This is a genomic window from Paenibacillus sp. MMO-58 (genome assembly GCF_037146255.1).
Lineage (GTDB): Bacteria > Bacillota > Bacilli > Paenibacillales > Paenibacillaceae > Pristimantibacillus.
In genome coordinates this window covers 12,941-38,907 of sequence record NZ_JBBCVY010000007.1, presented here as the reverse complement: position 1 = coordinate 38,907, position 25,967 = coordinate 12,941, and the positions used below count along the sequence as shown (strand labels likewise).

Below are 25,967 nucleotides of genomic sequence, written 5' to 3'. Positions count from 1 at the left end.
AGCCTTTGCATCCGGGCTCCTTCTACATATGCTGATGGCATGAACCTATGTGCCGGGCGGTGAAGAGATTGGTGCTGACGAGCATGATCCTGGTGACCAGGAATGGACTTGATTATACAAAATCCTGCGTGGAAAGCATCAGGCGACATACGGCGGCGGGCAGCTACGAGCTGATCCTTGTCGATAACGGATCGGAGGACGGGACGGCCGATTGGGCGAGAGCCGAGCCGGATATCCTTCTGATCGCAAATCACGATAACGCCGGATTCCCGAAAGGCTGCAATCAAGGGGCATCGGCCGCATCCGGCGGACTATTGCTCTTGCTTAATAACGATACGCTTGTGACGCCGGGTTGGCTGGACGGTCTGAAGCGCAGCTTGCTTAGCGATCCTTCGATCGGGGCGGTAGGACCGGTCACGAACTCGGCTCATTACTGGACGCAGATTCCAAGCCATTATTCGACCGTCGAGGAGCTCGAGCGTTTCTCCGAAACGGTGAGACTGTCTACGGGGAGCCAGCCAATGGAGGAGCGGCTGAAGCTGATCGGCTTCTGCATGCTGCTGCGGCGGGAAGCCTACGAGAAGGCCGGCGGGATGGATGAGCGGTTTGGCATCGGCAATTACGAAGATGACGATTTGTCGCTGCGGTTAAGGCTTCTCGGGTATAAGCTAATGCTTTGCCGGGATACCTTTATCCATCATTACGGCAGCGTCAGCTTCCGGGCGGATTCGGCCATGTATCTGCAGCTGTTCGCCCGCAACAATCAGCTTTTCCGCGAGAAATGGGGATTCGCTTCCTCGGAGGCGCTGATCATTCATTCCGATATGCTTGGGCTGCTGGATAAGGAAGTATCCGCGGCAGGCGGTGGAACGGGAAGTCCAAGGTTTTTGAATATCGGCTGCGGCTGCGGAGCGACGCTGCTCAGCTTACGGCACCGGTTCCCCGGTGCTTTGCTGTATGGAGTTGAAAAAAACGGTCAAGCGGCCAAGGTGGCGGAAGCAGCCGGCATCCGGGTGTTTGCCTCGGAGGAGCCTGAGGAATGGGGCCTCGAGCCTGGCTCGTTAGACGGTATTCTTGTAGGGGACGCCCACATATGCGGGACGCCTGAGGCTATGCGGAAGCTGAAACGGCTGCTGAAGCCCGCCGGCTGGCTGATCGGAACGTTCCTGAACCGTCATTACTATCCGTTTATGCTCCGTTATTTGCAGCCGGATAATGACGATGCCCATCATCAGTCTGCTTATCTGTATTCCATTGAGCAGGTGAGGAAGCTATACGCGGATGCCGGGTTTGCTGCCGTATCGACTCTGCTTATAGATGACGGGAAGGATGGGCGTCCCGGATCGGACATTAGCGCCGAAGATTTCAGCCTGCTGGAGCGGATGGCAAACGGCCGGCATCCGGTGAAGGGGAGGCTGACCTCGGGCAGCATTATTACGCTTGGCTTAAACGACAAGCTCGAGCTGCCGGCTGCTGCGGTAACAGAGGCTGAGCCGGAGGAACGCACGGCTGTAGCGGCGGTTGCGGAGGAGCTGTCTTTGCCGCTGCCTTCGGTGGAGGAGACCGTGCAGGCTGCGCCCGATCAGCTGCTCAAGGAACAAAACGATGTCGTGTTCAGCGGCGAACGGCTTGTGGTCAACCGGCAGGTGAAGGAGCAGTATGCCGATGTATACCAGGAGCATCTGTATCGTTATGAATTGGCGTGCCGTTACGTCCGAGGGGTGAAGGTGCTGGATGCCGCCTGCGGAACGGGATACGGTTCAGCATTATTGAAGCGCGCGGGGGCTGCGGAGGTTGTGGGCATCGATATCGACGCCGCTTCCACTCAGCTTGCGGAACGGGATTACGGCGGAGAAGGGATACGCTTTGAGACGGGCGATGTGCTGAAGCTTCCTTTTGAGGGCGAATCCTTTGACGCGGTTGTATCCTTCGAGACGATTGAGCACGTAAACGAAGGGGCGGGGTGGATCCGGGAATCGGCCCGCGTGCTGAAGCCCGGCGGGTTATTTATCTTATCCACTCCAAACCGCTCTGTAACGAATCCTCCGCTTTATTACGAGGAGCAGCCTTTTAACGAGTATCACCGCTTCGAATACCGGACCTCGGAGCTGGTGGGCGAACTGCTTGCCTGCTACGACATTGAAGCGATGTTCGGGCAAAATCCGGTTGACGATTCCAGGCTGCTCTCGATGAATTGGATGCGGGAAAAAGTCGGTCTGCCGCTGGGAAGGGCCGAGCAGCACCTGCTGAGGGCGGAAGGGCATGAACCGCTGCCGCTTGCGAGCTTCAAGAGCTGCGATCCGATGTACGTAATTGCGGTATGCCGGAAAAAGCGAACCTGATAAAGCGGAATAAAGGCGGCAACGCCCCATTTTTGGAAGAACTGTCTACCTTGTACTAGGGCTTTTATTGTAAGCGGCCATCGGGTATAATGACGTGAGATTGTTACTTCGGAAAATGGGGTGTCTTATTTCATGGCTTTGAAAGCAGGTGTCGTGGGTCTGCCGAACGTCGGCAAGTCCACTTTATTTAATGCAATTACGCAAGCAGGCGCGGAATCCGCGAACTATCCGTTCTGTACGATTGACCCGAACGTTGGCGTGGTAGAGGTTCCGGACTACCGTCTGGACAAACTGACTGAGCTCGTGCAGCCGAACAAAACGGTTCCGACTGCCTTCGAATTCGTTGATATTGCCGGCCTTGTGGCAGGCGCAAGCAAAGGCGAAGGCCTTGGCAACAAGTTCCTCGCCCATATCCGCGAGGTGGACGCGATCGTTCACGTTGTGCGCTGCTTCGAGGACGAGAACATCACGCACGTAAACGGAAAAGTGGATCCGCTTGGCGATATCCAGACGATCAACCTTGAGCTGATTCTGGCGGACATCGAGTCCGTTGAGAAAAAAATCGAGCGTTCCCGCAAGAACCTGAAGGGCGGCGACAAAAAAATCGCCCTGGAAGTGGAAGTGCTGGAACGCGTCAAAGAAGCTCTGTACAACGACCAGCCTGCGCGCAGCGTAGAGCTGTCCGATGACGAGAAGCTGGTTATCCGCGATCTTCACCTGCTTACTATGAAGCCGGTGCTGTATGCGGCAAACGTAGCCGAGTCTGAAGTTGCGGATACGGATAATAACAAGTTCGTGCAAGTCGTGCGTGAATTCGCGGCTGCGGAAGGCGCGCAAGTGGTGCCAATCAGCGCGAAGGTGGAAGAAGAGATCGCTGAGCTGGAAGGCGAAGACAAAGCGATGTTCCTCGAGGAGCTGGGCCTGCAGGAATCCGGTCTTAATCGTCTGATCAACGCGGCTTACAAGCTTCTTGGACTGTATACGTACTTTACGGCGGGCGTGCAAGAGGTTCGTGCCTGGACAATCCGTAAAGGCATGAAGGCGCCGCAAGCGGCCGGCGTTATCCATACCGACTTCGAGCGCGGCTTCATTCGCGCCGAGGTTGTATCGTTCGAGGACCTGGCTGCTGCCGGTACGATGAACGTGGCAAAAGAAAGAGGCCAGCTGCGCCTCGAAGGCAAAGAATACGTGGTGCAGGACGGCGACGTTATGCACTTCCGTTTCAACGTTTAATAGCAGCGGGAAAAAAGCGGTATTGTTCTCATTTTGAGAGCAATACCGCTTTGCTCTGTTCTTGCGAGAAATGCCTTTTGCTTAATCCTAGCTCTAACGAGTCATGCGGAAAGCGGCTTGCAGTCGTACAATGGGAAGGAAGCTAAAGAATAGGAGTATGGTGTTATGACCTTACATACGTTACCAACGTTACCGAAACGAATGCTCGCAGCGGTTATGCTGCTTGTTGTATTGGCATTAACGCTTGCGCCGCAGGCTTTCGCGCATGCGACGCTGGAGAAGACCGTTCCTGCCGCGAATGTGAAGCTTGCCGAGTCGCCGCCTTTTGTGGAGCTTACCTTTAACGAGGCGGTTGAGCCCGGGGCGGGATCCTTGGAAGTTGTGGATTCAAAGTCGAACAAAATAAAGACGGAAGACCCTGTTCTCGAGAACGGCGGAACAACCCTCAAGGCAGCTCTTCCTACGCTTGGAGACGGCGTTTATTCGGTTTCTTACCATATTATTTCGGAGGATGGCCATCCGATCAGCGGCTCTTATGCTTTTGTTGTCGGCAATCCGCCCGACTGGAAAGACGGGGAGACGTTTGCCACGCAAGTAAGCAATTCAAAGGGGATGCAGCAAAACATGCTGTATGTCGTGCGGGTGCTTTATTATGCTGCGCTGCTGCTGGCGACGGGTATCGCTTTATGGTCAGTCATTATCCGGAAGCCAAGCGAATCGCTGCAATCAGCCTTTAAGCGGTTGTCCCTGATTGGCATGCGGGCGCTTTTGCTTACGGTATTGGTTCATATTTTCCTGCAGGTTAACGAATTGATGAAAGGGCAGCCGATTTCCTCTTGGGGGTCGTTGTTCACGAATACAACTACCGGACGGGCATGGCTCGAGCTCATTGTCCTGGTACTGCTTGGTTTTGCGGCCCAGCGGTTCAAAGAGAAGTTTGTCAGTCTCCTGTGGGTGGTTCTGCTGCTTGGCGTGGAAAGCCTGATCGGCCATCCGGCGGCAAATGACCAAAAGATTTTGACGATTGCTTTTGACTTTATCCATCTGGCTGCCTCCGCGGTCTGGGCTGGCGGTCTGGCCGTGCTCTTGTATGTCTGGTACGCGGACCGGAAGGAAGCGGGGCGTTTTGGAGCAAGCTTCTCGCGAGGCGCATTGATCTCCCTTGTTGTGCTCGTAATCAGCGGGGTTACGATGACGCTGCTGTTCCTGCCGAAGCTGTCGTATTTGTGGCTGACTACATGGGGCGGACTGCTAACCGTTAAGGTCGTTCTTGTCGTCGCCGTGCTTGTGACGGGTACGCTATTGCGTCTGCGGATGAAAAAGAGCGGATTCCCGGCCGGAAGCCTGCTGAAGGCGGATGCCGTTATGATGGCTTGTATCGTCGCGATTGCAGCCGTGTTTACTTATATGAGTCCGCTGCCTCCTAACGAGCCGTATAATTTCCACCAGATGGGCGAGGATATGCACGTAACGTTTAACGTATCGCCTAACGTACCTGGCGGGGACAATACGGTTTCCCTGCACGTCTGGCTGCCGGAGGCGTCGGGAGCGCCTAAGTCGGTTATTCTGCGCCTGCATTCGGATGCCAAGAAGGATGCTCCAATCGATATTCCGCTGGTGAAAGACGACAGCGAGCCTAACGATGCTTTCCCGGGCTACATCAGCGCGTCTTATGAGGCGACAGGTCCATTCCTTCCTTACGCCTCCAAATGGACGGCCGAGATCCGCGTCATGGATCAGGACGATAATGAGCTTGTGCGAGAAACCGCGTTCCGGAATTATTAGAACGGACGGACACATAATAGTCATATCCGGGTAGCCCTTTCGAGTCATGTCAGGCATTCTGCGCGGTTATATACTCTTCTCAGAGAAGCGCACGACAGGCTCATGATCAGAAAGGGAGATGTATCAGATGAAAAAGCAGATAAAAAAATGGGTAATAGCGGCTACGATGGCCGTATGCCTGATGATGTTCGCGGGCGTGGCAAGCGCCCACGTGACGGTTCAGCCGCCATCCGTACCGGCGAATTCGTATCAAGTATTCGCGGTACGCGTGCCTAGCGAAGAGAAAGGCGTTAACACCGTCAAGGTACAGGTTAAGGTGGCGGAAGGTGCGGTTATTTCCCGCGTTGAGCCCAAGCCGGGCTGGACCAGCGAGCTTGAAAAGGATGCCAATGGCGTTGTAACAAGCGTTACCTGGACGGCTGCGGAAGGCGGCGGCCTGAGCGAAACGGAATTCACCGAATTCCGCATGAGCGGCAAAGTAAACGAGGACGCTACCCAGCTCGTATGGAAGGCTTACCAGACCTACAGCGACAACAAGGTTGTCGAGTGGGTTGGGGCAGACGGCTCGGATAAGCCGGCTTCCGTAACAACGGTTACGGCGGCTGTCGCGGAAGGCGACGGACACGGCCATGATACCGGCGCCGCCGCTGATGCAAGCGATTCGAAGGACTCGGGTTCCGACTCGGCGCTTCCGCTTGCGTTATCGATTATCGCGGTTGTGCTTGGTTTGGCTGCCGTCGTGCTTGCGGCTAGAAAAAACAAGAAATAAACATAATGAAGGGGCTCCGTTTTCCTTAGGGAAGACGCGGAGCCCCTTTCGGGCGACTTAGGCAAATACACCAGTCGAAAATGTGGGTCCGTTGTGCTATAATGAATGATACCATTAAGGAAAATCATAGAGGTGAATCATTGTGTTGGACCGTTTACAAGCGCTCGCAGACCGTTACGAGAAGTTAAGTGAACTGTTGTGCGATCCGGATGTAGCCAGTGATCCGAAGCGCCTGCGGGAATATTCCAAGGAGCAATCGGATTTACAAGAGGCTTATGAAGCCTTCACAGAATATAAGCAAGTGTCGGAACAGCTTGAAGATGCCAAGCTTATGCAAGGCGAGAAGCTCGACGACGAAATGCGCGAGATGGTCAAGATGGAGATTGACGAATTGACCGAGCGCAAGGCGGCGCTGGATGAGAAGATCCGTATCGTCCTGTTGCCGAAAGACCCTAACGATGACAAGAACGTTATCGTGGAGATCCGCGGCGCAGCGGGCGGCGACGAAGCTGCTTTGTTCGCATACGAGTTGTATCGGATGTACACGAAGTTTGCGGACGCGCAAGGCTGGCGTTGCGAGCTGATGGACTTGAACGAGAATGATCTCGGCGGCTTCAAAGAGGTAATCTTTATGATTACCGGAAAAGGCGCTTACAGCAAGATGAAATACGAGAGCGGCGCGCACCGCGTACAGCGTATCCCGGTAACGGAATCCGGCGGTCGTATTCATACATCTACATCGACGGTATCGGTAATGCCCGAGGTTGAGGAAGTTGAAGTTGAAATCCTGGATAAAGATATCCGGATCGATACGTTCTGCTCCAGCGGTGCAGGCGGTCAGTCGGTTAATACGACCAAGTCGGCCGTTCGCGTGCTTCACGTGCCTACCGGCATTATGGCGACTTGCCAAGACGGAAAATCGCAGAACGAGAACAAGGCTAAGGCCCTTCAAGTTCTTCGTGCCCGGATTTCCGATATCCGCCGTCAAGAAGAGGAAGCGAAATATGCGGGCGAGCGTAAGCTGAAGGTTGGCACAGGCGACCGAAGCGAGCGTATCCGTACGTATAACTTCCCGCAAAGCCGCGTAACGGACCATCGTATCGGTCTTACGCTGCATAAGCTCGATTCGGTTATGAACGGCGACATGGAAGAAATCGTATCGTCGCTGACGATTGCCGAGCAGGCGGAATTGATGGAGCGAGAGCTTAACTAAGGATTTTCGGATATCTTTAAGGCCTTCGAAGAAGGGACGTTAGAGAAAATGAGTGATCATAAGGACGAACGGGCGTTTTTCGCACCGTCGTTTACCATTAGGGAAGCCTGCATGCAGGCTTCTTCGTTTTTGGCGGAGCTTGGCGTTATGGAGCCGCGCTCCAATGTAGAGCGGCTGCTGCTGCATGTGCTTGGCATCGAGCGGTCGACGATGCTGCGCGACTTCGGCGAGCCCTTTCCGGCGGAACACGCCGCGGAATGGGTGGAGCTGATCCGCCGCAAGGCGGCGGGCGAGCCGGTGCAGTATATCATCGGCGAGGAATGGTTCTACGGCCGGCCGTTTACGGTTACGCCGGCCACGCTTATTCCGCGGCCGGAAACGGAGCTGCTCGTCGAGGCCGTGCTTGAGGCGGCCGATAAGCTGTGGCCGCCGGAAGGGGCTGAAGCGCCGACGGTAGTTGACGTCGGCACAGGCACCGGCGCCATCGGCGTGACGCTTGCTTCGCAGCGTCCGCGTTGGCGCGTAAGCGCGTCCGATCTGTCGCCGGACGCGCTTGCGGTCGCCCGCTCGAACGCGGCCCGCCATGAGGCGGCGGGGCAAATGGCGTTCGTGCAGGGCGACCTGCTGGCGCCGTTTGCGAAGCGCGGCGCCGCAGGGGCGGCACTCGATGCGGAGGACATCCGCATCGATGTGCTTGTGTCCAATCCGCCGTATATTCCGGCGGATGATCTTGAGGGCCTCCAGCCCGAGGTGCGCGATTACGAGCCGCGCCTCGCCCTGGACGGCGGGGCGGACGGGCTGGATCCGTACCGCCGCATGGTGGAGCAGCTGCCCTCTCTTGCGCAGCTGCCGCGTATTGTCGCCTTCGAGCTTGGCATGGGCCAAGCCCAGGACGTTGCGGAGCTGCTGCGGAATGTCGGCGAATGGGACGACATCCGCATCATTACCGACTATGGCGGTATCGAGCGGCATGTTATCGCTGTCCGCACAAAAGAATAACTTCTAAAAACACGCTGTTGGCGCATCATCCGATGCCGGCAGCGTGTTTTTTGTTAACTCTGCTGCAACACGGAAAAATCGCGTTATAGCCCCCTAACCGCGCCGCAGCCGCTCTTACTCCCTCCCCTCACCGGCCTCATGTCTTATGAAAACAACTCTATCATTTTCATTTTTCCTACTAGGTTTATAGAGCCGGGAACGCGGACATAATGACGGATAGATACGTTCCGGAACGCAAGCTGATGCACCGACGGGTGCGATCGAGAGGAGCTTGTGTTATGATCAACCGCACTAATTCCCTTTTTTATTTCCGTAAATCTTATGCTTTGTTGGTTATCGTTTTGTTTGTTCTTGTGATGAGCTGGGAGCAGCAGCGTACGGATGCGGCTGTGGTCGATACGATTATTCCGCAAGATTCCATTCGTCTGCGCATCTTGGCAAATTCGGACTCCCCTGCCGACCAGGCCGTAAAGCGTGTTGTCCGCGATGCCGTGGTGAAAGCCATGGATACTTGGGTAACGGGTCCGCAAACGATAGAAGAAGCGCGCCAAACGGTGCTTGATCATATGAGCGAAATCGAAGGTATTGTCGCCGACGTGCTGACAAGCCGCGGGTTTGATTATAGCTATCATGCAGAGCTTGGCCAGGTTCCGTTCCCGACAAAAATGTACAGCAACGAAGTGTATCCGGCAGGCAACTATGAAGCTCTCCTGATTACGCTTGGCGAAGGCAAAGGCCAAAACTGGTGGTGCGTGCTGTTCCCGCCTCTGTGCTTCATTGACGCAGCAACGGGCGAAGCCGCTGCAGCCGATCCGGACGCTGATGCCGCGAAAGCAGAGACGGTAAAAACGGCTTCCGCCGACCATAAAGATAACGTAAAGGCTGAAAAAGCTTCTGACGGCAAAGCAGACAAATCCGATGCTTCCGTTCAAAAATCGCAAGACGAGAACAAGCAAGGGGAAGCGCCAAAAGCGAAGTTTTTCCTTCTGGAAATCATTGAGCAATTCATCAACTGGCTGAAAAGCCTTTTCTAATACAAGCTGCCCGCGGCGGTTCTTTCAAGGCGCATAGTCGCCCTGCGAAGGGCCGCCGCTCCGCAATTCAGAACGTATATGCTATAATGGGGGCAGTTAGATAAGGAACGATTACTTTCGAATAGCAGGGATTGAAGGATAGAGATGACAACAACGAAGGTTTGGCGGGTTGCGGAGGCGGCTCCTGCCGATGCGCTGGCCGGACAATTGGAGGAAGCGGCCGTGCTGCTGAGGGATGGGGAGCTAGTTGCTTTTCCGACCGAAACGGTATACGGACTAGGTGCCGATGCCCGGAACACAAAGGCGGTTGAGGGCATATTCAAGGCAAAAGGCCGGCCGTCGGATAATCCTCTTATCGTGCATATCGCGGATGAAGGTCAGCTGGCGGAGCTTGCGCTTCCTTATCCCGAGCTTGCGACTAGGCTGATGAAAAAATTCTGGCCGGGTCCTCTTACGATCGTGCTGCCGGTACGCACAGGTGCGGTATCTCCGCTTGTTACGGCAGGGCTCGCGACCGTCGGCATCCGGATGCCGGACCATCCGGCCGCGCTTGCCCTCATTCGGCAATCCGGCTGTCCGGTGGCCGCACCCAGCGCGAACCGCTCCGGCCGTCCCAGCCCTACGCTTGCAGCGCATGTGCTGGAGGATCTGGCCGGGAAAATCAGCGGCATCGTAGACGGAGGCGCGACGGGTGTTGGACTGGAATCAACCGTTATTGAGCTGCAGGATTCGAATACCATCCGTATTCTCCGCCCCGGAGGAATTACGGCCGAGCAGCTGCATAGCGCAGCTCCCGAGGCGGTAATCGATGCTCCTGCGGCAGCGAATCCGGATGTAACGGAGGCCCCGCGCTCGCCTGGCATGAAATATACGCATTATGCTCCGCAAGGTGATCTTCAGATCGTTATAGGCGAATCCGCAAACGCGGTAAGCTTTATTCGGGAGCAGCTCAACCTTTCGAAAACAGCGTCTTTGAAGACCGGCGTTCTGACTTTCGACGAGAGAGCAGACGCTTACGAGGCCGATCTGGTCCTCAGTTACGGCAGCGAGCTGCATCCGGAGCAAGCGGCGCATAGCCTGTATGCCGCACTTCGCCGGTTTGACTCGGAAGGCGTGCAGCGCATTTGGGCGGAAGGCTGCTCCGAGGAAGGGATCGGTCTTGCTCTGATGAACCGTTTGGCGAAAGCAGCGGGGCATCGCATCGTCCGCGTATAGAGTAGTATGTTTGTCCCCTTGTCCGCATATCTTGGTTAAGAATGGATGTGGACATGGGGGCGATAGCGTGACTGATGCAACTTTGCAAGCCGGACAATTCGCGACACTGCTCATTATGGCGGTTGCGCTTGGCATGGATGCTTTTTCGTTAGGAATCGGAATCGGGCTGAAGGGGATTCGCCTGCGCGATGTGCTCCGGTTAAGCAGCATTATCGCGTTATTCCATGTGCTGATGCCTCTTGGCGGCATATACGCCGGACATTTTGTCAGCGGACTGCTTGGCCATGTTGCGACGATGGCCGCAGGCGTGCTGCTGCTTTTGCTTGGCGGGCACATGATTTACAGCTCGCTCAAAGGGGAATCGGCCCAAACAATGGACTACCGTTCCTCGGTCGGAACGTTCTTGTTTGCGTTCAGCGTCAGCATCGACTCCTTCTCCGTTGGCGTGACATTGGGCATGTTCGAAGCCGATATTTTGCTGACGGTGTTATTGTTTGGCTTTTTCGGCGGGCTGATGTCCGTACTGGGACTGCTGCTCGGACGCCGGGTCAGCGAGAATCTGGGCGGCTACGGGGAGGCGCTCGGCGGGGCGATCTTGCTCATTTTCGGACTTTTATTTATATTTTAATACATCAATGAAATCAGCCTTACCAGAAAGGGGAATGCAGCATGACGCGCATCTTGTTTGTTTGTACCGGCAATACCTGCCGTTCGCCGATGGCCGAAGCCATGCTGAGGACGATGGCGGAGCAGAAGGGGATTTCGCTGGAGGTTCGTTCCGCCGGAGTATCTACCATTGACGGACTGCCGATCTCGTCCCATGCGGCTACAACGCTGCGGGGCAAATCGGTCGAGCACCGCGGCTCGTCGCGCGCACTAAGCGGAGAAGCCGTTGCTTGGGCGGATCTCATTCTGACGATGACAGCCGGACACAAACGCGGCTTGCTCAACTACTTCCCTGAAGCCGTGGATAAAGCCTATACGCTCAAGGAATACGTGAACCAGGATACGGCTGTTCAGGCAGACATTGAAGAGCTCGAACGCCTGTATACGGAAATGCATATGAAGCAGGTGCTGGGCCAGCAGCTGTCGACAGCGGAGCGTTCGCGTCTTCTGGAGCTGGAGCGCCGGATCCCAAGCTTCGATATCGCCGATCCGTTCGGTGGAACGCTTGGCATGTACGAAAGCTGCGCCAAAGAAATCGAAGAGAGCCTGAAGGCCCTCCTTCGAATGCTTCAAAAGGGATGATATTCCATGCCGGAAATAGGCCCGATTTATGCGTATATTTGATTGATTTTCACGGTTGAATAAGCTATCATGAAGGTAACAAAGACGGTTTCCGATGTAACTGGCGACGGAAGTGGGTAACCACGGTGGAGCATCGGAACATACGGCCGGTCGCCTGGGCAAAGAGCAGCATGCTAGTGATAGCATGTCATGCTCTTTTTTCGTCTTTTTGAGGATTTTAGGTATAATAAGTCCGTATGATTCGACAACTAGCAGGAGGGTTTTGCGTTGAAAATTGCAATTGGTGCAGATCATGCGGGTTACCGTCTGAAAGATGAAATTGTTCCGTTTCTTTTATCGCTTGGTCATGAAATTGAAGACTTGGGCTGCGACTGCAGCCAGTCGGTGGATTATCCCGATTATGCGCTGCCTGTGGCAGACAGAGTGGCCGGCGGTCAGGCTGACCGCGGCATTCTGATTTGCGGCACGGGTATCGGCATGTCAATCGCGGCGAACAAAGTTCCGGGTATCCGCTGCGCGCTGGTGCATGATATGTTTTCGGCACAAGCAACCCGCGAGCATAACGATACAAACGTGCTTGCGATGGGCGAGCGTATTATCGGCCCGGGTCTTGCACAGGAAATTGTCCGCATCTGGTTGGAAACGCCGTTCTCTAACGGCGAGCGCCATGTCGGGCGTGTCCGGAAAGTGAAGGAAATCGAGCAGCAGTATACGGTACATCCTTAGGTCCATGCTTTCGAAGCAAGAATTATCATTAACCGCTTAATTAACAGGCCATTGGTGTAATTAATCCTTAAGCGATTCGCGTGATCATTCTTTGTATTCATAGGAGGTATGTACAATGAACAATCAAAAGGAAACCATTACTATTGCAGCCGATGTGGAGACTATTGTTCGGGAGCTTGTTGTAGCGGGAGGACTGAGAGCCGGCCAGCTGCTGGTTATCGGCACCAGCACAAGCGAGGTGCTTGGCGAGCGGATCGGAACTTCGGGAACGGTCGAGACGGCCGCTCAGATCTATGCAGGCATTGAAGCGGTCCGGAAGGATGTAGGCTTTTATCCGGTATATCAATGCTGCGAGCATTTGAACCGGGCGCTTGTCCTTCCCCGCGAGGCAGCGGACAAGTACGGGCTGGAAGAGGTTGCGGCCGTTCCCGTTCCGAAGGCAGGCGGTTCAATGGCCGCTTACGCCTTCCGGCATTTGCCTAATGCTTGTCTGGTTGAGACGGTTCAGGCACATGCGGGCATCGATATCGGCGATACCTTTATCGGCATGCATCTGCGCCGGGTTGCCGTTCCGGTCAGACCGTCAATCCTGTCGATTGGCGCAGCCCATGTCACGATGGCTTTTTCGCGGCCTAAGCTGATTGGCGGTGCACGCGCGGTATACACCTTGGAAGACAGCGGCCTGGCGTCAGAGCAGACGTCAGGAACTTGCGACTAATTATATTTAGGAGGCTTTTCACAATGGAAAACTTACGTAACCAAGATCCTGAAGTATTAAAGGCAATGGGCCTTGAGCTGCAGCGCCAACGCGACAACATCGAACTGATCGCATCCGAGAACATCGTAAGCGAAGCGGTTCTGGAAGCTATGGGTTCGGTCCTGACGAATAAATATGCAGAAGGCTACCCTGGCAAACGTTTCTACGGCGGCTGCGAGCATGTGGACATTGTGGAAGACATCGCACGCGAACGCGCGAAAGAAATCTTTGGCGCCGAGCATGCGAACGTTCAGCCTCACTCCGGCGCGCAAGCAAACATGGCGGTATACCTTGCCGTCCTCAAACCAGGCGATACGGTTCTTGGCATGAACCTGGCTCACGGCGGTCACTTGACGCACGGCAGCCCGGTTAACGCATCCGGTCTTTTGTACAACTTCGTTGCTTATGGCGTAGAAGAAGATACATTTACGATCAACTATGATGAAGTTCGCAAAGCGGCCTTCAAACACCGTCCTCGTCTGATCGTTGCCGGCGCGAGCGCATACCCGCGTACAATCGATTTCGAGAAGCTTGGCCAAATCGCTCAAGACGTAGGCGCATTGTTCATGGTGGATATGGCTCATATCGCGGGTCTTGTTGCAGCAGGTCTGCATCCAAACCCGGTGCCTCATGCGCACTTTGTTACAACAACAACTCACAAAACGCTCCGCGGTCCTCGCGGCGGTATGATTCTATGCCGTCAGCCTTGGGCAGCGGCAATCGATAAAGCGGTATTCCCTGGTTCGCAGGGCGGTCCTCTGATGCACATTATTGCAGCAAAAGCCGTAGCATTTGGCGAAGCGCTTCAACCATCCTTCAAAGAATACGCGCAAAAAGTAGTAAGCAACGCAAAAGTATTGTCCGAGACGCTGATTGCGGAAGGCATTAACATCGTTTCCGGCGGCACTGACAACCACTTGATGCTGATTGACACGCGCAGCCTGAACATCACGGGTCGCGACGCTGAGCATGTTCTTGACTCGATCGGTATTACGGCGAATAAAAACGCGATTCCATTCGATCCAACAAGCCCGTTTGTAACTAGCGGTATCCGTCTCGGTACTCCGGCTGCAACTTCCCGCGGCATGGACGAGAAAGCCATGAAAACAATCGGCGAAATTATCGCTATGACGCTGAAGAGCCCGAAAGACGAAGCGGTATTGGCTAAAGCAACCGGCATGGTTCGCGACCTGACTGCTCAATTCCCGCTTTACCCGAACATGAAATACTAATAACTATCGTTGCAAAAGAGGCTGTTCCCAAAGGTCAATCGACCGCTTGGGAACAGCCTCTTTTTTTATTTGTGCCATAGATATAGTAAATTCGCTAAGCAGGTATAGAAGTAATGGAATTGTTCGTTATTTATCTGTTCTCTATGATTTGAAAGAGAAGCATTAGCAGTACGATAGCCGTTAAGCCTTGGTGTTATGAATTAAGTTAAGGCGAATGCAGCATGATATATAAGCGGGTTCCACGAAACTACATAACTCGTCAAAATTCGACAAATTCAGAAATGTAATTTCTGGGGCGTGACAAATCATTATAAATTATGTATATTTGTTAATGGTATATTAATTAACATTACTTTTGTACTAATTTGGCCTGAACATTTGTAAAACAGGGTGATTGAACATATGTTCATTGATAATTATTCAATGTTTCGTATTAATTCTCGCATTGTTTAATTATGTAATGTCAGATTATTACAATAGAAAGCAAGAGGAGAACATCCAGGGGAGGAAGTAAAATGTCGAAGAAGAAGTATGGCTTTACCATGATTTCCGTACTGCTTGCACTAGCTCTCGTAGCCGTCGGCTGTACACCTAAGCAAGAGTCCGGAAGCAGCGAAGGCTCTGTATTCCGCATGAACCTTGCAACTGAACCGCCGTCCCTTGACCCGGCTCAGGTCCAAGACCAAGTGTCTGCAACTGTAGTAAACGGTTTGTTTGAAGGTCTTACTCGCAAAGACGAGAAGGGCGATGTTGTTCCAGCTGTCGCTAAAGAGTGGAAAATCTCCGATGACGGCAAAACATACACGTTCACCATTCGCGATGACGCGAAATGGAGCAACGGTGATCCAGTAACTGCAGGTGACTTCGAATACGCTTGGAAGCGTGCTCTTGATCCAAACCTGAAACCGGCAGCATCCGCATATGCTTACCAGCTGTACTACATCAAGAATGCGGAAGCTTACAACACTGGCACTGACGGCAGCGTGAAAGCTGACGATGTTGGTGTTAAAGCGATTGACGATCACACGCTGCAAGTTGAGCTGAACTCGCCAACTCCTTATTTCCTTGGTCTGATGTCCTTCACGGTCTTCTATCCGGTTCACAAATCGGTTAAAGAAAACGAGCAATGGGCTACTGACGTTTCGACTTTGGTATCCAACGGTCCGTTCAAAATCAGCGAATGGAAAAAGAACAACTCCATTACAATCGCTAAGAACGACAACTACTATGCAAAAGACGACATCAAGCTCTCCAAGGTTGTCTTCTCTGAAGTAAATGACTCGAATACAGAGCTGAGCATGTACCAAACAGGCGAACTGGATTATGCGGGTATGCCTACTGGCTTGATCCCTAACGAACAATTCCCGACATTGAAGCAAAACAATCCGGATGAGTTCAAAATCCAAGGCAGCGCATCGATCTACTACTACCTGTTCAATACAACGCAAAAGCCTTACGATAACGAAAAAATCCGTCAAGCGCTCTCGATGGCAATCAGCCGTCAAGATATCGTTGACAACGTAACAAAAGGCGGACAAATTCCTGCTTACGGCATCGTTCCTCCGGGCATCAAAGGCGAGAAAGACGACTACCGTACAGAGCATCCAGACTCCGCTTACTTCAAAGAAGACGTTGAACAAGCAAAAGCATTGCTTGCTGAAGGTCTGAAAGAAGAAGGCCTGACTGCAATGCCTACGGTTAAAGTAACTTACAACACCAACGAACTGCACCAAGCGATTGCAGAAGCAATTGCCGAAATGTGGAGCAAAAACCTCGGTATCAAAACCGAAGTTAGCAAGCAAGAATGGGGCGTATTCCTCGACAACCGTAACCACCTGAACTATGACGTGGCACGCGGCGGCTGGGGCGCCGACTACGATGATCCAATGACGTTCATCGACCTGTTCTCGTCGAAATCCGGCAATAACAACACTGGCTTTGCTAACAAACAGTACGACGATCTGATCAAAGAAGCTTACAGCACTGCCGATCAAGCAAAACGTATGGAAGCTATGTCCAAAGCTGAATCGATCGTAGTGGGTACTCGCGCGATTATGCCGATCTACTACTACAGCACGGTTTATATGATTAAGCCTGGTTTCAAAGGCATCTTTATCGACTACAAAGGCGACATTGATTACAACCGCGGATACTACGAAGCGAAGTAATTAAAGCTCGGCACGGATTGAGGGATATATGCGGCCAATGATAGCTGCATATATCCCCTTTCACTTTTAACTTTCGGAAGTTTAAACATTTTAATTCTCGAAAGCTTGCTTTCGAAGTAATGAATCATCATGATGGCGCTAAACAAGGCTATTCAGGTGATAATTCATTTATAGTCCATGCTTACGATGCAAGAATCATCACAAATAGCCATGGTAATGGCAATTTGTGTGATCATTCTTTTTAGGAGGTGCCATGACGTTTTGGTCCGCTATGTGCTTCAGAAGCTGTTGTTCATGATCGTATCGATCTTTGTACTGGCCTCGGCCACTTTTTTTCTGATGAAGGCCATTCCAGGCAACCCGTTCCAAAGTGAGAAGAACATACCTCCTGCCATTCAAGAGCGTTTGAATGAAGAATATGGGCTTAATGATCCGCTGGGCGTTCAATATTTGCATTATTTGAACAACCTGGTTCACTTTAATCTCGGGATGTCCATGAAACAACAGTACGTTACTGTAGTTGATATTATTAAGACTGGTTTTATCTACTCGCTTCAAATCGGTGTCTTCGCCATTATTTTGGCGGTTGCGGCCGGCGTGTTGTTCGGTCTGATTGCTGCGCTTAACCACCGCAAGTTTCTTGACGGCTTTACGATTTTGCTGGCAGTACTTGGTGTATCGATACCGAGTTTCGTTGTCGCTCCGTTCTTGCAGTATGTATTTGGCGTCAAATTGCGCTGGTTCGACGTAGCCGGCTTGAATGACCCGACGGACTTTATTATGCCGGTCATTGCGCTGTCTTTCCTGCCGGCCGCGTTTATAGCGCGACTTGTGCGCTCCAGCATGCTGGAAGTGCTTAGCGCGGATTATATGAAAACCGCACGCGCCAAAGGCTTGTCCGGCCGCGTGATTCTAGTTCGCCACGCTTTGCGCAATGCTATAATGCCGGTTGTCACCTACATCGGTCCAATGACGGCAAATATTATTACCGGTTCCGTGGTTATTGAACAAATATTCGGTATCGGCGGTCTTGGCAAGTTCTTCGTCAACAGTATCACCAACCGTGACTACACGCTTATTATGGGACTCACGCTGTTCTATGCCGTTATTTTGATGCTGGCGCGTTTCCTTACCGATATCGCTTACGGATTCGTAGATCCGCGTATTAAATTGACCAGCAGGAAGGGGGGCTAATCGATGAAGGAACAAGCTGCGCTGCAGCCTAATGATTTTGAAAAACTGAGCCATGACGAGAAGCAGACGGAGACGGTTGTCCGCGAAAGTATTTCGGCTTGGAAGGACGCCTGGTTTCGTCTGAAATCCAATCGTATGGCAATGATCAGCCTTTGGATATTAGCCCTTATCGTCCTGATGGCGATTTTTGGCCAAGCTATTGCTCATCAATTTACAGGCAATGATTTCTCAACTAACAACCTGAAGGCAACCAACCAAGCGCCATCCGGCGATCACTGGTTCGGTACGGACGGCCTTGGCCGCGATATGTTCGCAAGAACGTGGATGGGTGCAGGCATCTCGCTTCAGGTTGGTATTTACGCTGCTATTGTCGATTTGATTGTCGGCGTTATTATGGGCAGCATCATGGGTTACTTCGGCGGTAAAGTCGATGAAATTCTTAACCGCATCTGTGAAATTTTATATTCCATTCCGAGCTTGCTTATTGTTATCCTGCTCATTGTTGTCATGGAACCAAGCATGTTCACCATCATCTTAGCTTTAAGTATTACGGGCTGGATCAACATGGCCTGGATCGTTCGCGGTCAAATTATGCAGCTCAAGAATCAAGAGTATGTTCTTGCTGCGCGTGCACTCGGTGCAAACCCGGTTCGAATTATGTTCAAGCATCTTATCCCGAATGCGATGGGCCCGATTATCGTTACCATCACGATGACGGTTCCGAATGCGATCTTCGCGGAAGCATTCCTCAGCTTCCTTGGTCTTGGCGTTCAATCGCCGGCCGCGTCACTTGGTACTTTGATTAATGACGCCATCAAGGCGATGACTGTATATCCATGGCGTATGCTGTATCCCGCAATTTTGCTCAGCTTGACCATGCTTTGCTTTAATATTTTCGGTGATGGCTTGCGTGACGCACTTGATCCGAAGATGAAAAAGTAGGAGGTGCAACTATGGAACGTTTGCTCGAAGTGAATGATCTTCGTGTTAATTTCAAAGTTCGCGGCGGTACCGTACAAGCGGTACGCGGCGTTAACTTTCATATAAACAAAGGCGAAGCCGTGGCAATCGTTGGTGAGTCCGGCTGCGGTAAGTCCGTAACGGCGCAAACATTAATGCGCCTTATTCCAAGTCCGCCTGCGATGACCAGCGGCTCGATTATGTTCAAAGGACAAGAAATCTTGTCCAAGACGCCGAAAGAAATGGAAAGCATTCGCGGCAAAGAGATGGGCATGATCTTCCAGGATCCGATGACCTCGCTTAACCCGACGCTGACAATCGGCCGTCAAATTACGGAAGGCCTCATCAAGCACCAAGGCATGAGCTCTTCGGCTGCCCGCGCCCGTGCGGTAGAGATGCTGAATCTCGTAGGCATTCCTAACCCTGCGGCACGTTTTAACCAATACCCGCACGAGTTCTCCGGCGGTATGCGCCAGCGTGCGATGATCGCGATTGCTCTTGCTTGCAATCCATCGCTTCTTATTGCGGACGAGCCGACTACGGCGCTCGACGTAACGATTCAAGCGCAGATTCTGCGCGTTATGAAGGATCTTCAGGAGCGTATGGGGACTTCCATTATCCTGATTACGCATGACCTTGGCGTTGTTGCGGATATTTGCGACCGCGTTATCGTTATGTATGCCGGTAAAGTAGTAGAAACCGGAACCAAGTGGGAAATCTTCAAAAATCCGAAGCATCCTTATACAAAAGGCCTGCTTCGCTCGGTGCCTCGTCTGGACCAGAAAAAAGACGAGCCGCTTATTCCGATCTTCGGTACTCCGCCGGATCTCATCAAGCCGCCGGTAGGCTGCAGCTTCTGCGCGCGCTGCGACGAAGCGATGCGCGTCTGCGTCGACAATGATCCGGAGCTTCTGCCGGTTGACGGCAATGAATCGCATAAATCGGCATGCTGGATGGCGCATCCTTACGCGAAGCCTGCGAAACGGGAGGTGTCCGTATGAGCGAGCCGTTAGTAAAGGTTAGCAATCTGCGCAAGTTCTTCAACCTGGGCGGAGGCAATATTCTGAAGGCGGTCAACGAGATCGACTTCTCCATCGCCAAAGGCGAAACCGTTGGCGTCGTTGGCGAATCCGGCTGCGGCAAGTCCACGGCCGGCCGTACGATTCTGCGTCTGTACGAGCCTACGAGCGGCAACGTTACGTTTAACGGCGAGGACATCTATAAGATGAAAGGCGCCAAGCTGAAGCAAATGCGCCGGGATATGCAGATGATCTTCCAGGATCCTTATGCGTCGCTGAATCCGCGGATGACCATTACCGACGTTATCGGCGAAGCGCTTGATATCCATGGCTTGGTAGGAAGCCGTGCCGAGCGGAAGCGGCGTGTTGAGGATCTTCTTGATCTGGTAGGTCTGAATCCGGACCATGCCACCCGTTACCCGCACGAGTTCTCCGGCGGCCAACGCCAGCGGATCGGTATCGCCCGCGCTCTTGCGGTTGATCCGAAGTTTATTATTGCGGACGAGCCGATCTCCGCACTCGACGTGTCAATCCAGGCACAGGTCGTGAACCTGATGCAGGATTTGCAGCGCAAAATGGGCCTGACTTATCTGTTTATTGCCCATGACCTGTCGATGGTTAAGCATATCAGTGACCGCGTTGCGGTTATGTATCTTGGCAAAATCGTTGAGCTTGCGGAAAGCAGCGAGCTGTATAGCAGCCCTGCGCATCCGTACACGCGTGCTCTTCTGTCTGCCAATCCGATTCCGGATCCGGAAATTGAAGCTACCCGCGAGCGTATCGTACTCGCCGGCGATCTGCCGAGCCCGATTAACCCGCCTGCAGGCTGCCAGTTCCACACCCGCTGCCCGATGGCGACGGATAAATGCAAAACCGTTGAACCTAAGCTTGTCGAAGTGAAAAAGGGGCATTTTGCTTCCTGCCACTACGCATCGGTATAATTTTACAGGACGAAGCAGAGATTACATCTGTTTCGTCCTTTTTTGTAGACAAACCGTCGTTATATAGCCATAAAACTCTGGATGCATCGCAGGGGGCGGAATGATATAATAAACGGGATTGTGTCCAAGACTATAGGAATAACTTATTCACACAGGAGGAATTACGCTCCATGAGCAAAGTGGTTATATGCGACCATCCATTGATTCAGCATAAGCTGACCTTTATTAGAAACAAAGATACCAATACGAAGGACTTTCGTGAACTGGTTGACGAGGTAGCCACTCTGATGGCTTACGAAATTACAAGAGACGTACCTCTTGATACCATTACGGTGGAGACGCCTGTCGCAACGACGGAAGCGAAAGTGGTGTCCGGACGCATGCTGGGGCTTATCCCGATTCTGCGTGCGGGACTTGGTATGGTCGAAGGGATGCTTAAGCTGATTCCGGCCGCAAAAGTCGGTCATATCGGACTTGTCCGCGACCACGAAACACTCCAGCCAACCGAATACTACATTAACCTGCCTACGGATGCGGCTAACCGTCAGCTGATCGTTATCGATCCGATGCTGGCTACGGGCGGCTCGGCGATTGCGGCGATCAACTCGCTCAAGAAACGCGGCTGCGACCAGATCAAGCTGATGTGCCTGATTGCTGCTCCTGAAGGAGTTAAAGCGGTACAGGATGCGCATCCGGAAATCGATATTTATCTCGCTGCACTCGACGATGCTTTGAATGAAAAGGGCTACATCGTGCCGGGTCTCGGCGATGCCGGCGACCGTCTGTTCGGTACAAACTAAAAAGCAGTATGCTTACGAAGCATGAATGTCGCAAATCGCTCTAATTGAGCTCTTTAAGTCACCATTCATTTTAGGAGTGAATCGTTTTGTCTAAACTGAAAGTAATGACGATTTTTGGTACCCGTCCGGAAGCTGTAAAGATGGCTCCGCTTGTACTGGAATTGAACAAGCATGCCGATCAGATCGAATCAATCGTCTGCGTTACGGCGCAGCACCGCCAAATGCTCGACCAGGTGCTTGATTTCTTCGAGATTCAGCCGAACTATGACCTGAATGTCATGAAGGACCGCCAGACGCTGACCGAGACAACCGTACGCGTTCTGGAGGGCCTGGACCCTATTCTCGCCGAAGCGAAGCCGGATATCGTGCTTGTGCATGGCGATACGCAGACAACGTTCCTCGCGAGCTATGCATCCTTCCTGAAGCAAATTCAGGTCGGCCACGTTGAAGCCGGTCTTCGTACGTGGAACAAGCTGTCCCCGTATCCGGAAGAAATGAACCGCCAGCTGGCAGGCGTTCTGTCGGATGTGCATTTTGCCCCGACGGAATGGTCGGCAGGCAATCTGCGCAAGGAGAACAAATCGGAAGCGTCGATTTACGTAACGGGCAATACCGCAACGGATGTCTTCCAATACACGGTTGACCCGTCGTTCTCCCATCCGGTCATCGAGTGGGCGAAGGGCAAGCGCATGATTCTGATGACGGCACACCGCCGCGAAGCGCTTGGCGAGCCGCACCGCAACATTTTCCGCGCGGTTAAACGGATCGCCGACGAGCATGAAGACGTAGCCATCGTGTATGCCGTGCACCCGAACCCGGCGGTAAGAGAGCCGGCTAACGAAATTCTTGGCAATCATCCGCGCATTCAATTAATCGAGCCGCTTGATGTTTTCGAATTCCATAATTTTTATCCTCATGCTTATATGATTATGACCGATTCCGGCGGCCTGCAGGAAGAAGCTCCATCGTTCGGCGTGCCTACCCTGGTGCTCCGGGACACAACGGAACGTCCGGAAGGAATCGAAGCCGGAACGCTTGAGCTGGTCGGAACGGATGAAGACACGGTATACAACCGTGCGCGCGCTCTTCTGAACGATGCAGTCTTGTACGAAAAAATGAGCAAATCTGCCAATCCTTACGGCGATGGACAAGCTTCGGTGCGTATTGTCCAGGCGATATTGCATCATTTTGGAAGAACTGGCGAGCGGCCTGAACCGTTCACAGAACGTTCATAGTTTTTGAAGCGGACAGCTGCTAGATAAGCAATGTACAGCATACAGTGGTACTGTACGGTTTGAAGCTCGAAAAATCCTTTGTTTATAAGGATTTTCGGGCCGCTGTTCACTAAATGTTTGAATTTAAATGAATTGACAAAAGTTTAACAGCTTCGATAAAATAAATGAGAGTTTTGGAGTGATTCTGCATGGATCCATCCAAAGAACAACCGTCCAAAGAAAATCAGAATAAGTCGGATCATGGCAGTTTCGGAGACGACCCTTGGAGAGCAATGGGATTGGTCGGCACTATTGGGGCCGATCTAGCCGCATGTCTGGGGCTTGGCTACTGGCTCGGTCATAAAGCCGATCTTGCAAACGGTACCGAATACTATTCCATCATCGGATTGGTAGCGGGACTTGCAGTAGGCATCATTACGGTTATATTCCTGATTCGGACGTTTGCGGGAGGCAAAGCGAAATAATGGACGATTTGTCGGCCCACTTGAAAGCCGTTACAAGAGTTACTTTCTTATTCATGTCCCTATGCTGTATCGCTTGGGCAGTGCTGCCCGAGTACGAGAGCTGGTGGGGCGGTCTGATGATCGGGGGAGCAGCTAGTCTAGTAAACGCAAGAATACTTGGCTGGAAGGTTACGAAGATCGGAGCGAATGCCGCCGTGCAAGGTACGAAAAGGACGAATATCGGCTTTTTCACCCGGTCGTGCGTCGCGTTGTTGGCAGTTGTGATTGCGACACAAACATACACGTTTCAGCTTTCAGCGACTGTTGCCGGATTATTTGTCGCACAATTGGCAACACTCATACTGGGATTTTTGTCCAGAAGAAAGCTGATGGCGTCGAATCCTACCGATGAAAGGGGTGAAAATAACTAATGGATCATATTTCTCCTACCGTTCATGTAGCTGGTATCGAATTTGATTTGGCTGTTATCGCGATGATTTTGATCACGAGCATCATTGTTTTTGTACTTGCGAGGCTCTCAGTGAGAAACATTTCGGTTACGAATCCAACGAAGCTTCAGAACTTCCTGGAGTGGGTTATCGAATTCGTACAGAACATTATCGGTACGTCTATGGACCTCAAGAAAGGCCGTCCATATCTTATCCTCGGTCTCACCCTGATTATGTATATTTTTGTCGGCGACATGCTTGGTCTGCCGCTGGGTATCGTTACTGAAGTGCATCACGGTGCGTCAATCTTCGGTATGAACCTTGATTTGGGCGGGGAAGAAGAAGCGCATATCGCTTGGTGGAAATCACCGACTGCAGACGTTGCAGTAACAGGCGCTCTGACGCTGATCGTTGTCCTGCTGACGCATATCGAGGGTCTTCGTCTCAACACGAAGCATTACCTGAAACACTATGTTGAACCGCATTGGCTCTTCCTGCCTCTGTCCCTGATCAAAGAAGTATCGAAGCCGTTGTCGCTTGCTTTGCGTCTATACGGTAACATCTTCGCGGGCGAGGTCATGATTGCCGTAATCCTCGGAATGGGTGTTTGGGGTATCCCGGCGCTTGTCGTGTGGCAAGGTTTCAGCGTATTCGTAGGTGCAATACAAGCATTCGTATTCTGTATGCTTACGATGGTTTACATGTCGCAAGCGATTGTGCATGAAGAGCATGGCGAGCAGCATTAAAGGCTTCAAACCGGCGGAATACCGGCGGTAAATATAAAAAACTATTTTCACGAAAATTGAGGAGGATTTTTCTAATGGGAGCATTGGCATTAGTTGCAGCAGCAATTGTATTCGGTTTGGGCGCACTTGGCGCAGGTATTGGTAACGGTCTGATCGTAGGTCGCACAGTTGAGGGTATTTCCCGTCAACCAGAACTTCGCGGTACTCTTCAAACAACAATGTTTATCGGTGTCGCACTCGTCGAAGCACTTCCAGTTATCACACTGGTACTCGCGTTCATCTTCTTGGGTAAATCCTAATATCACAAGCATAAACATGGCGGGGAGTGTGGCTTTGCCTCCACGCCTTCCTTTTTGTTCAGCCCCATAGAGCGGGGCGGTAAGTCCGAATGAAATTGTTTTAAGCTATAGAAGGGAGTGACGTTTTTTGCATATCGTATGGTCGAGTCTTGTCATCCAGCTAGTTGCGTTCCTGATCCTTCTGTACTTGCTGAAACGCTACGCATTTGGTCCATTGCTGAGTGTAATGGAACAACGCAGACAGTATGTTGCAGAGCAAATCGCTAATGCGGAAACAAGCAAGAAAGAAGCTGAACAGCAGCTGGAGCAACAAAAACAAGCACTTCAGGAAGCTCGTAAAGAAGCTTATGACATTATTGAGCAAGCTAAGGCTACAAGCACGAAACAAGCCGATGACATTATTCAAGTTGCGAAATCCGAATCCACTCGTCTGAAGGACGAAGCGGTTAAAGATATCGAGAGCGAGAAAAACAAAGCGGTTGCTGCACTTCGCGAAGAGGTTGGCGGTATTTCCGTCAAAATCGCGTCGAAAATTATCGAGAAGCAAGTGGACGAGAAATCCCAGGAGCAATTGGTTAACCAATACCTGAAAGAAGTTGGAAGCAAATGAGCCGGGATACTGTCGTAGCGAAGCGCTACGCTAAAGCACTGTTTGAGCTTGCTAACGAGCAAGGCATCGTATCGGAAACGGAAGATCAGCTTAAGCTGATTGTTCAAGGCCTGAAAAATGATGCTGACGCGCGCAAATTCCTGGAGCTTCCCAGCATCGAGCCGGAGAAAAAGATCGCTGTGCTGAAAGGCGCATTCGGCGATCATGTATCCGCCCTTGTCCTTCATACGCTTGAACTTATTCTTGTTCGCGGACGCCAAGAGCTGATCTCGGATGTATACGATGCGTATACGAAGATCGCCGGCGAAGCGCTTGGTCAAGCGCATGCGGTTGTGTACACGGCCCATAGCTTGTCTGCTTCGGAACTGGCTGAAGTAGAAGTTAGCTTCGGCAAGCTGAGCGGCAAGAAAATTGTTGCAGAACAAATCGTTAAACCGGATTTGCTCGGCGGCGTACAAGTACGCATCGGCGACCGTCTGTATGACGGCAGCCTGTCCGGCAAGCTGGAACGTTTACAAAAATCGTTTAAAATCTAATGCAGGTAGATAGG

26 protein-coding genes and 1 riboswitch are annotated in these 25,967 nt (G+C 52.3%); all 26 genes read left to right on the top strand.

From position 1 onward, the window contains the following. The first annotated feature begins 71 nt into the window (after positions 1–71). The 26 genes from WFJ73_RS20425 (at position 72) to WFJ73_RS20300 (ending at position 25,953) form a co-directional block, all read left to right on the top strand. Positions 72–2,342: a methyltransferase domain-containing protein gene (locus WFJ73_RS20425; protein ID WP_336775070.1), complete on the top strand. Its 2,271-nt coding sequence runs from the start codon at positions 72–74 to the stop codon at positions 2,340–2,342. A 132-nt stretch (positions 2,343–2,474) separates the two neighbouring features. Further along, entirely contained in the window at positions 2,475–3,575 is a 1,101-nt protein-coding gene (gene ychF / locus WFJ73_RS20420; protein WP_041613695.1) for a redox-regulated ATPase YchF, read from the top strand. Positions 3,576–3,740: 165 nt separating this feature from the next. Continuing rightward, positions 3,741–5,360 (top strand): copper resistance CopC/CopD family protein, encoded by a 1,620-nt coding sequence (locus tag WFJ73_RS20415; protein ID WP_336774802.1) that lies wholly within the window; start codon positions 3,741–3,743, stop codon positions 5,358–5,360. Between the two features lie 127 nt (positions 5,361–5,487). Then, positions 5,488–6,129, top strand: a complete 642-nt coding sequence (locus WFJ73_RS20410) for a YcnI family copper-binding membrane protein (RefSeq protein ID WP_336774801.1) — start codon at positions 5,488–5,490, stop codon at positions 6,127–6,129. A gap of 142 nt (positions 6,130–6,271) precedes the next feature. Beyond that, a complete protein-coding gene (prfA, locus tag WFJ73_RS20405; RefSeq protein WP_317978711.1) occupies positions 6,272–7,342 on the top strand; it encodes a peptide chain release factor 1 in 1,071 nt (356 codons plus the stop codon). Positions 7,343–7,390: 48 nt separating this feature from the next. Further along, positions 7,391–8,341 carry a peptide chain release factor N(5)-glutamine methyltransferase gene (gene prmC, locus WFJ73_RS20400; RefSeq protein WP_336774800.1) on the top strand — a complete coding sequence of 317 codons (951 nt, stop codon included), beginning with the start codon at positions 7,391–7,393 and terminating at the stop codon, positions 8,339–8,341. Positions 8,342–8,619: 278 nt separating this feature from the next. Beyond that, entirely contained in the window at positions 8,620–9,375 is a 756-nt protein-coding gene (gene spoIIR, locus WFJ73_RS20395) for a stage II sporulation protein R (protein WP_336774799.1), read from the top strand. Positions 9,376–9,519: 144 nt separating this feature from the next. Beyond that, a complete protein-coding gene (locus tag WFJ73_RS20390; RefSeq protein WP_336774798.1) occupies positions 9,520–10,590 on the top strand; it encodes an L-threonylcarbamoyladenylate synthase in 1,071 nt (356 codons plus the stop codon). Between the two features lie 115 nt (positions 10,591–10,705). Next, the gene (locus tag WFJ73_RS20385) at positions 10,706–11,218 is read left to right on the top strand and encodes a manganese efflux pump MntP (RefSeq protein ID WP_442955977.1); all 513 of its coding nucleotides are present in this window, start codon (positions 10,706–10,708) and stop codon (positions 11,216–11,218) included. 41 nt (positions 11,219–11,259) lie between these two features. Next, entirely contained in the window at positions 11,260–11,838 is a 579-nt protein-coding gene (locus tag WFJ73_RS20380; RefSeq protein WP_336774796.1) for a low molecular weight protein arginine phosphatase, read from the top strand. Positions 11,839–11,924: 86 nt separating this feature from the next. Further along, positions 11,925–12,005, top strand: a riboswitch (ZMP/ZTP riboswitch). 100 nt (positions 12,006–12,105) lie between these two features. After that, positions 12,106–12,564 carry a ribose 5-phosphate isomerase B gene (rpiB, locus tag WFJ73_RS20375; protein ID WP_336774795.1) on the top strand — a complete coding sequence of 153 codons (459 nt, stop codon included), beginning with the start codon at positions 12,106–12,108 and terminating at the stop codon, positions 12,562–12,564. Positions 12,565–12,679: 115 nt separating this feature from the next. After that, positions 12,680–13,282: a TIGR01440 family protein gene (locus WFJ73_RS20370; RefSeq protein ID WP_336774794.1), complete on the top strand. Its 603-nt coding sequence runs from the start codon at positions 12,680–12,682 to the stop codon at positions 13,280–13,282. A gap of 23 nt (positions 13,283–13,305) precedes the next feature. Beyond that, positions 13,306–14,553 (top strand): serine hydroxymethyltransferase, encoded by a 1,248-nt coding sequence (glyA, locus tag WFJ73_RS20365; protein ID WP_336774793.1) that lies wholly within the window; start codon positions 13,306–13,308, stop codon positions 14,551–14,553. A gap of 515 nt (positions 14,554–15,068) precedes the next feature. Next, positions 15,069–16,721, top strand: a complete 1,653-nt coding sequence (locus WFJ73_RS20360) for a peptide ABC transporter substrate-binding protein (protein WP_336774792.1) — start codon at positions 15,069–15,071, stop codon at positions 16,719–16,721. Positions 16,722–16,982: 261 nt separating this feature from the next. Continuing rightward, the gene (locus WFJ73_RS20355; protein WP_336774791.1) at positions 16,983–17,915 is read left to right on the top strand and encodes an ABC transporter permease; all 933 of its coding nucleotides are present in this window, start codon (positions 16,983–16,985) and stop codon (positions 17,913–17,915) included. Positions 17,916–17,918: 3 nt separating this feature from the next. Then, a complete protein-coding gene (locus WFJ73_RS20350; RefSeq protein WP_336774790.1) occupies positions 17,919–18,857 on the top strand; it encodes an ABC transporter permease in 939 nt (312 codons plus the stop codon). A gap of 11 nt (positions 18,858–18,868) precedes the next feature. Then, positions 18,869–19,876, top strand: a complete 1,008-nt coding sequence (locus WFJ73_RS20345) for an ABC transporter ATP-binding protein (RefSeq protein ID WP_336774789.1) — start codon at positions 18,869–18,871, stop codon at positions 19,874–19,876. Next, the gene (locus WFJ73_RS20340) at positions 19,873–20,835 is read left to right on the top strand and encodes an ABC transporter ATP-binding protein (protein WP_015847370.1); all 963 of its coding nucleotides are present in this window, start codon (positions 19,873–19,875) and stop codon (positions 20,833–20,835) included. The genes WFJ73_RS20345 and WFJ73_RS20340 overlap by 4 nt, the downstream gene beginning before the upstream one ends. Before the next feature lie 170 nt (positions 20,836–21,005). Beyond that, positions 21,006–21,635 (top strand): uracil phosphoribosyltransferase, encoded by a 630-nt coding sequence (upp, locus tag WFJ73_RS20335; protein WP_127497908.1) that lies wholly within the window; start codon positions 21,006–21,008, stop codon positions 21,633–21,635. An 86-nt stretch (positions 21,636–21,721) separates the two neighbouring features. Beyond that, positions 21,722–22,870, top strand: a complete 1,149-nt coding sequence (wecB, locus tag WFJ73_RS20330) for a non-hydrolyzing UDP-N-acetylglucosamine 2-epimerase (protein ID WP_336774788.1) — start codon at positions 21,722–21,724, stop codon at positions 22,868–22,870. Between the two features lie 188 nt (positions 22,871–23,058). Continuing rightward, positions 23,059–23,334 carry an AtpZ/AtpI family protein gene (locus WFJ73_RS20325; protein WP_336774787.1) on the top strand — a complete coding sequence of 92 codons (276 nt, stop codon included), beginning with the start codon at positions 23,059–23,061 and terminating at the stop codon, positions 23,332–23,334. Then, positions 23,334–23,744, top strand: a complete 411-nt coding sequence (locus tag WFJ73_RS20320) for an ATP synthase subunit I (RefSeq protein ID WP_015847366.1) — start codon at positions 23,334–23,336, stop codon at positions 23,742–23,744. The genes WFJ73_RS20325 and WFJ73_RS20320 overlap by 1 nt, the downstream gene beginning before the upstream one ends. Next, complete coding sequence (gene atpB / locus WFJ73_RS20315) at positions 23,744–24,508, top strand: F0F1 ATP synthase subunit A (RefSeq protein WP_015847365.1); 765 nt, start codon at positions 23,744–23,746, stop codon at positions 24,506–24,508. Before WFJ73_RS20320 ends, atpB begins: the two co-directional genes overlap by 1 nt. A gap of 74 nt (positions 24,509–24,582) precedes the next feature. Further along, on the top strand, positions 24,583–24,807 hold the full coding sequence (atpE, locus tag WFJ73_RS20310; RefSeq protein WP_015847364.1) for a F0F1 ATP synthase subunit C: 225 nt from the start codon (positions 24,583–24,585) through the stop codon (positions 24,805–24,807). 127 nt (positions 24,808–24,934) lie between these two features. Continuing rightward, complete coding sequence (gene atpF / locus WFJ73_RS20305) at positions 24,935–25,417, top strand: F0F1 ATP synthase subunit B (RefSeq protein ID WP_015847363.1); 483 nt, start codon at positions 24,935–24,937, stop codon at positions 25,415–25,417. Then, a complete protein-coding gene (locus WFJ73_RS20300; protein ID WP_336774786.1) occupies positions 25,414–25,953 on the top strand; it encodes a F0F1 ATP synthase subunit delta in 540 nt (179 codons plus the stop codon). Before atpF ends, WFJ73_RS20300 begins: the two co-directional genes overlap by 4 nt. Positions 25,954–25,967 lie beyond the last annotated feature (14 nt).

What these genes read in the sequence shown, in the direction of transcription:
- upp (WP_127497908.1), top strand. Translation starts at nt 21,006, where the DNA reads ATGAGCAAAGTGGTTATATGCGACCATCCATTGATTCAGCATAAGCTG.
- WFJ73_RS20410 (WP_336774801.1), top strand. Translation starts at nt 5,488, where the DNA reads ATGAAAAAGCAGATAAAAAAATGGGTAATAGCGGCTACGATGGCCGTA.
- WFJ73_RS20380 (WP_336774796.1), top strand. Translation starts at nt 11,260, where the DNA reads ATGACGCGCATCTTGTTTGTTTGTACCGGCAATACCTGCCGTTCGCCG.
- WFJ73_RS20360 (WP_336774792.1), top strand. Translation starts at nt 15,069, where the DNA reads ATGTCGAAGAAGAAGTATGGCTTTACCATGATTTCCGTACTGCTTGCA.
- WFJ73_RS20340 (WP_015847370.1), top strand. Translation starts at nt 19,873, where the DNA reads ATGAGCGAGCCGTTAGTAAAGGTTAGCAATCTGCGCAAGTTCTTCAAC.
- ychF (WP_041613695.1), top strand. Translation starts at nt 2,475, where the DNA reads ATGGCTTTGAAAGCAGGTGTCGTGGGTCTGCCGAACGTCGGCAAGTCC.
- prmC (WP_336774800.1), top strand. Translation starts at nt 7,391, where the DNA reads ATGAGTGATCATAAGGACGAACGGGCGTTTTTCGCACCGTCGTTTACC.
- WFJ73_RS20300 (WP_336774786.1), top strand. Translation starts at nt 25,414, where the DNA reads ATGAGCCGGGATACTGTCGTAGCGAAGCGCTACGCTAAAGCACTGTTT.
- WFJ73_RS20390 (WP_336774798.1), top strand. Translation starts at nt 9,520, where the DNA reads ATGACAACAACGAAGGTTTGGCGGGTTGCGGAGGCGGCTCCTGCCGAT.
- atpE (WP_015847364.1), top strand. Translation starts at nt 24,583, where the DNA reads ATGGGAGCATTGGCATTAGTTGCAGCAGCAATTGTATTCGGTTTGGGC.
- WFJ73_RS20325 (WP_336774787.1), top strand. Translation starts at nt 23,059, where the DNA reads ATGGATCCATCCAAAGAACAACCGTCCAAAGAAAATCAGAATAAGTCG.
- atpB (WP_015847365.1), top strand. Translation starts at nt 23,744, where the DNA reads ATGGATCATATTTCTCCTACCGTTCATGTAGCTGGTATCGAATTTGAT.
- glyA (WP_336774793.1), top strand. Translation starts at nt 13,306, where the DNA reads ATGGAAAACTTACGTAACCAAGATCCTGAAGTATTAAAGGCAATGGGC.
- spoIIR (WP_336774799.1), top strand. Translation starts at nt 8,620, where the DNA reads ATGATCAACCGCACTAATTCCCTTTTTTATTTCCGTAAATCTTATGCT.
- WFJ73_RS20370 (WP_336774794.1), top strand. Translation starts at nt 12,680, where the DNA reads ATGAACAATCAAAAGGAAACCATTACTATTGCAGCCGATGTGGAGACT.
- WFJ73_RS20415 (WP_336774802.1), top strand. Translation starts at nt 3,741, where the DNA reads ATGACCTTACATACGTTACCAACGTTACCGAAACGAATGCTCGCAGCG.
- WFJ73_RS20350 (WP_336774790.1), top strand. Translation starts at nt 17,919, where the DNA reads ATGAAGGAACAAGCTGCGCTGCAGCCTAATGATTTTGAAAAACTGAGC.
- WFJ73_RS20320 (WP_015847366.1), top strand. Translation starts at nt 23,334, where the DNA reads ATGGACGATTTGTCGGCCCACTTGAAAGCCGTTACAAGAGTTACTTTC.
- WFJ73_RS20345 (WP_336774789.1), top strand. Translation starts at nt 18,869, where the DNA reads ATGGAACGTTTGCTCGAAGTGAATGATCTTCGTGTTAATTTCAAAGTT.
- WFJ73_RS20385 (WP_442955977.1), top strand. Translation starts at nt 10,706, where the DNA reads ATGGCGGTTGCGCTTGGCATGGATGCTTTTTCGTTAGGAATCGGAATC.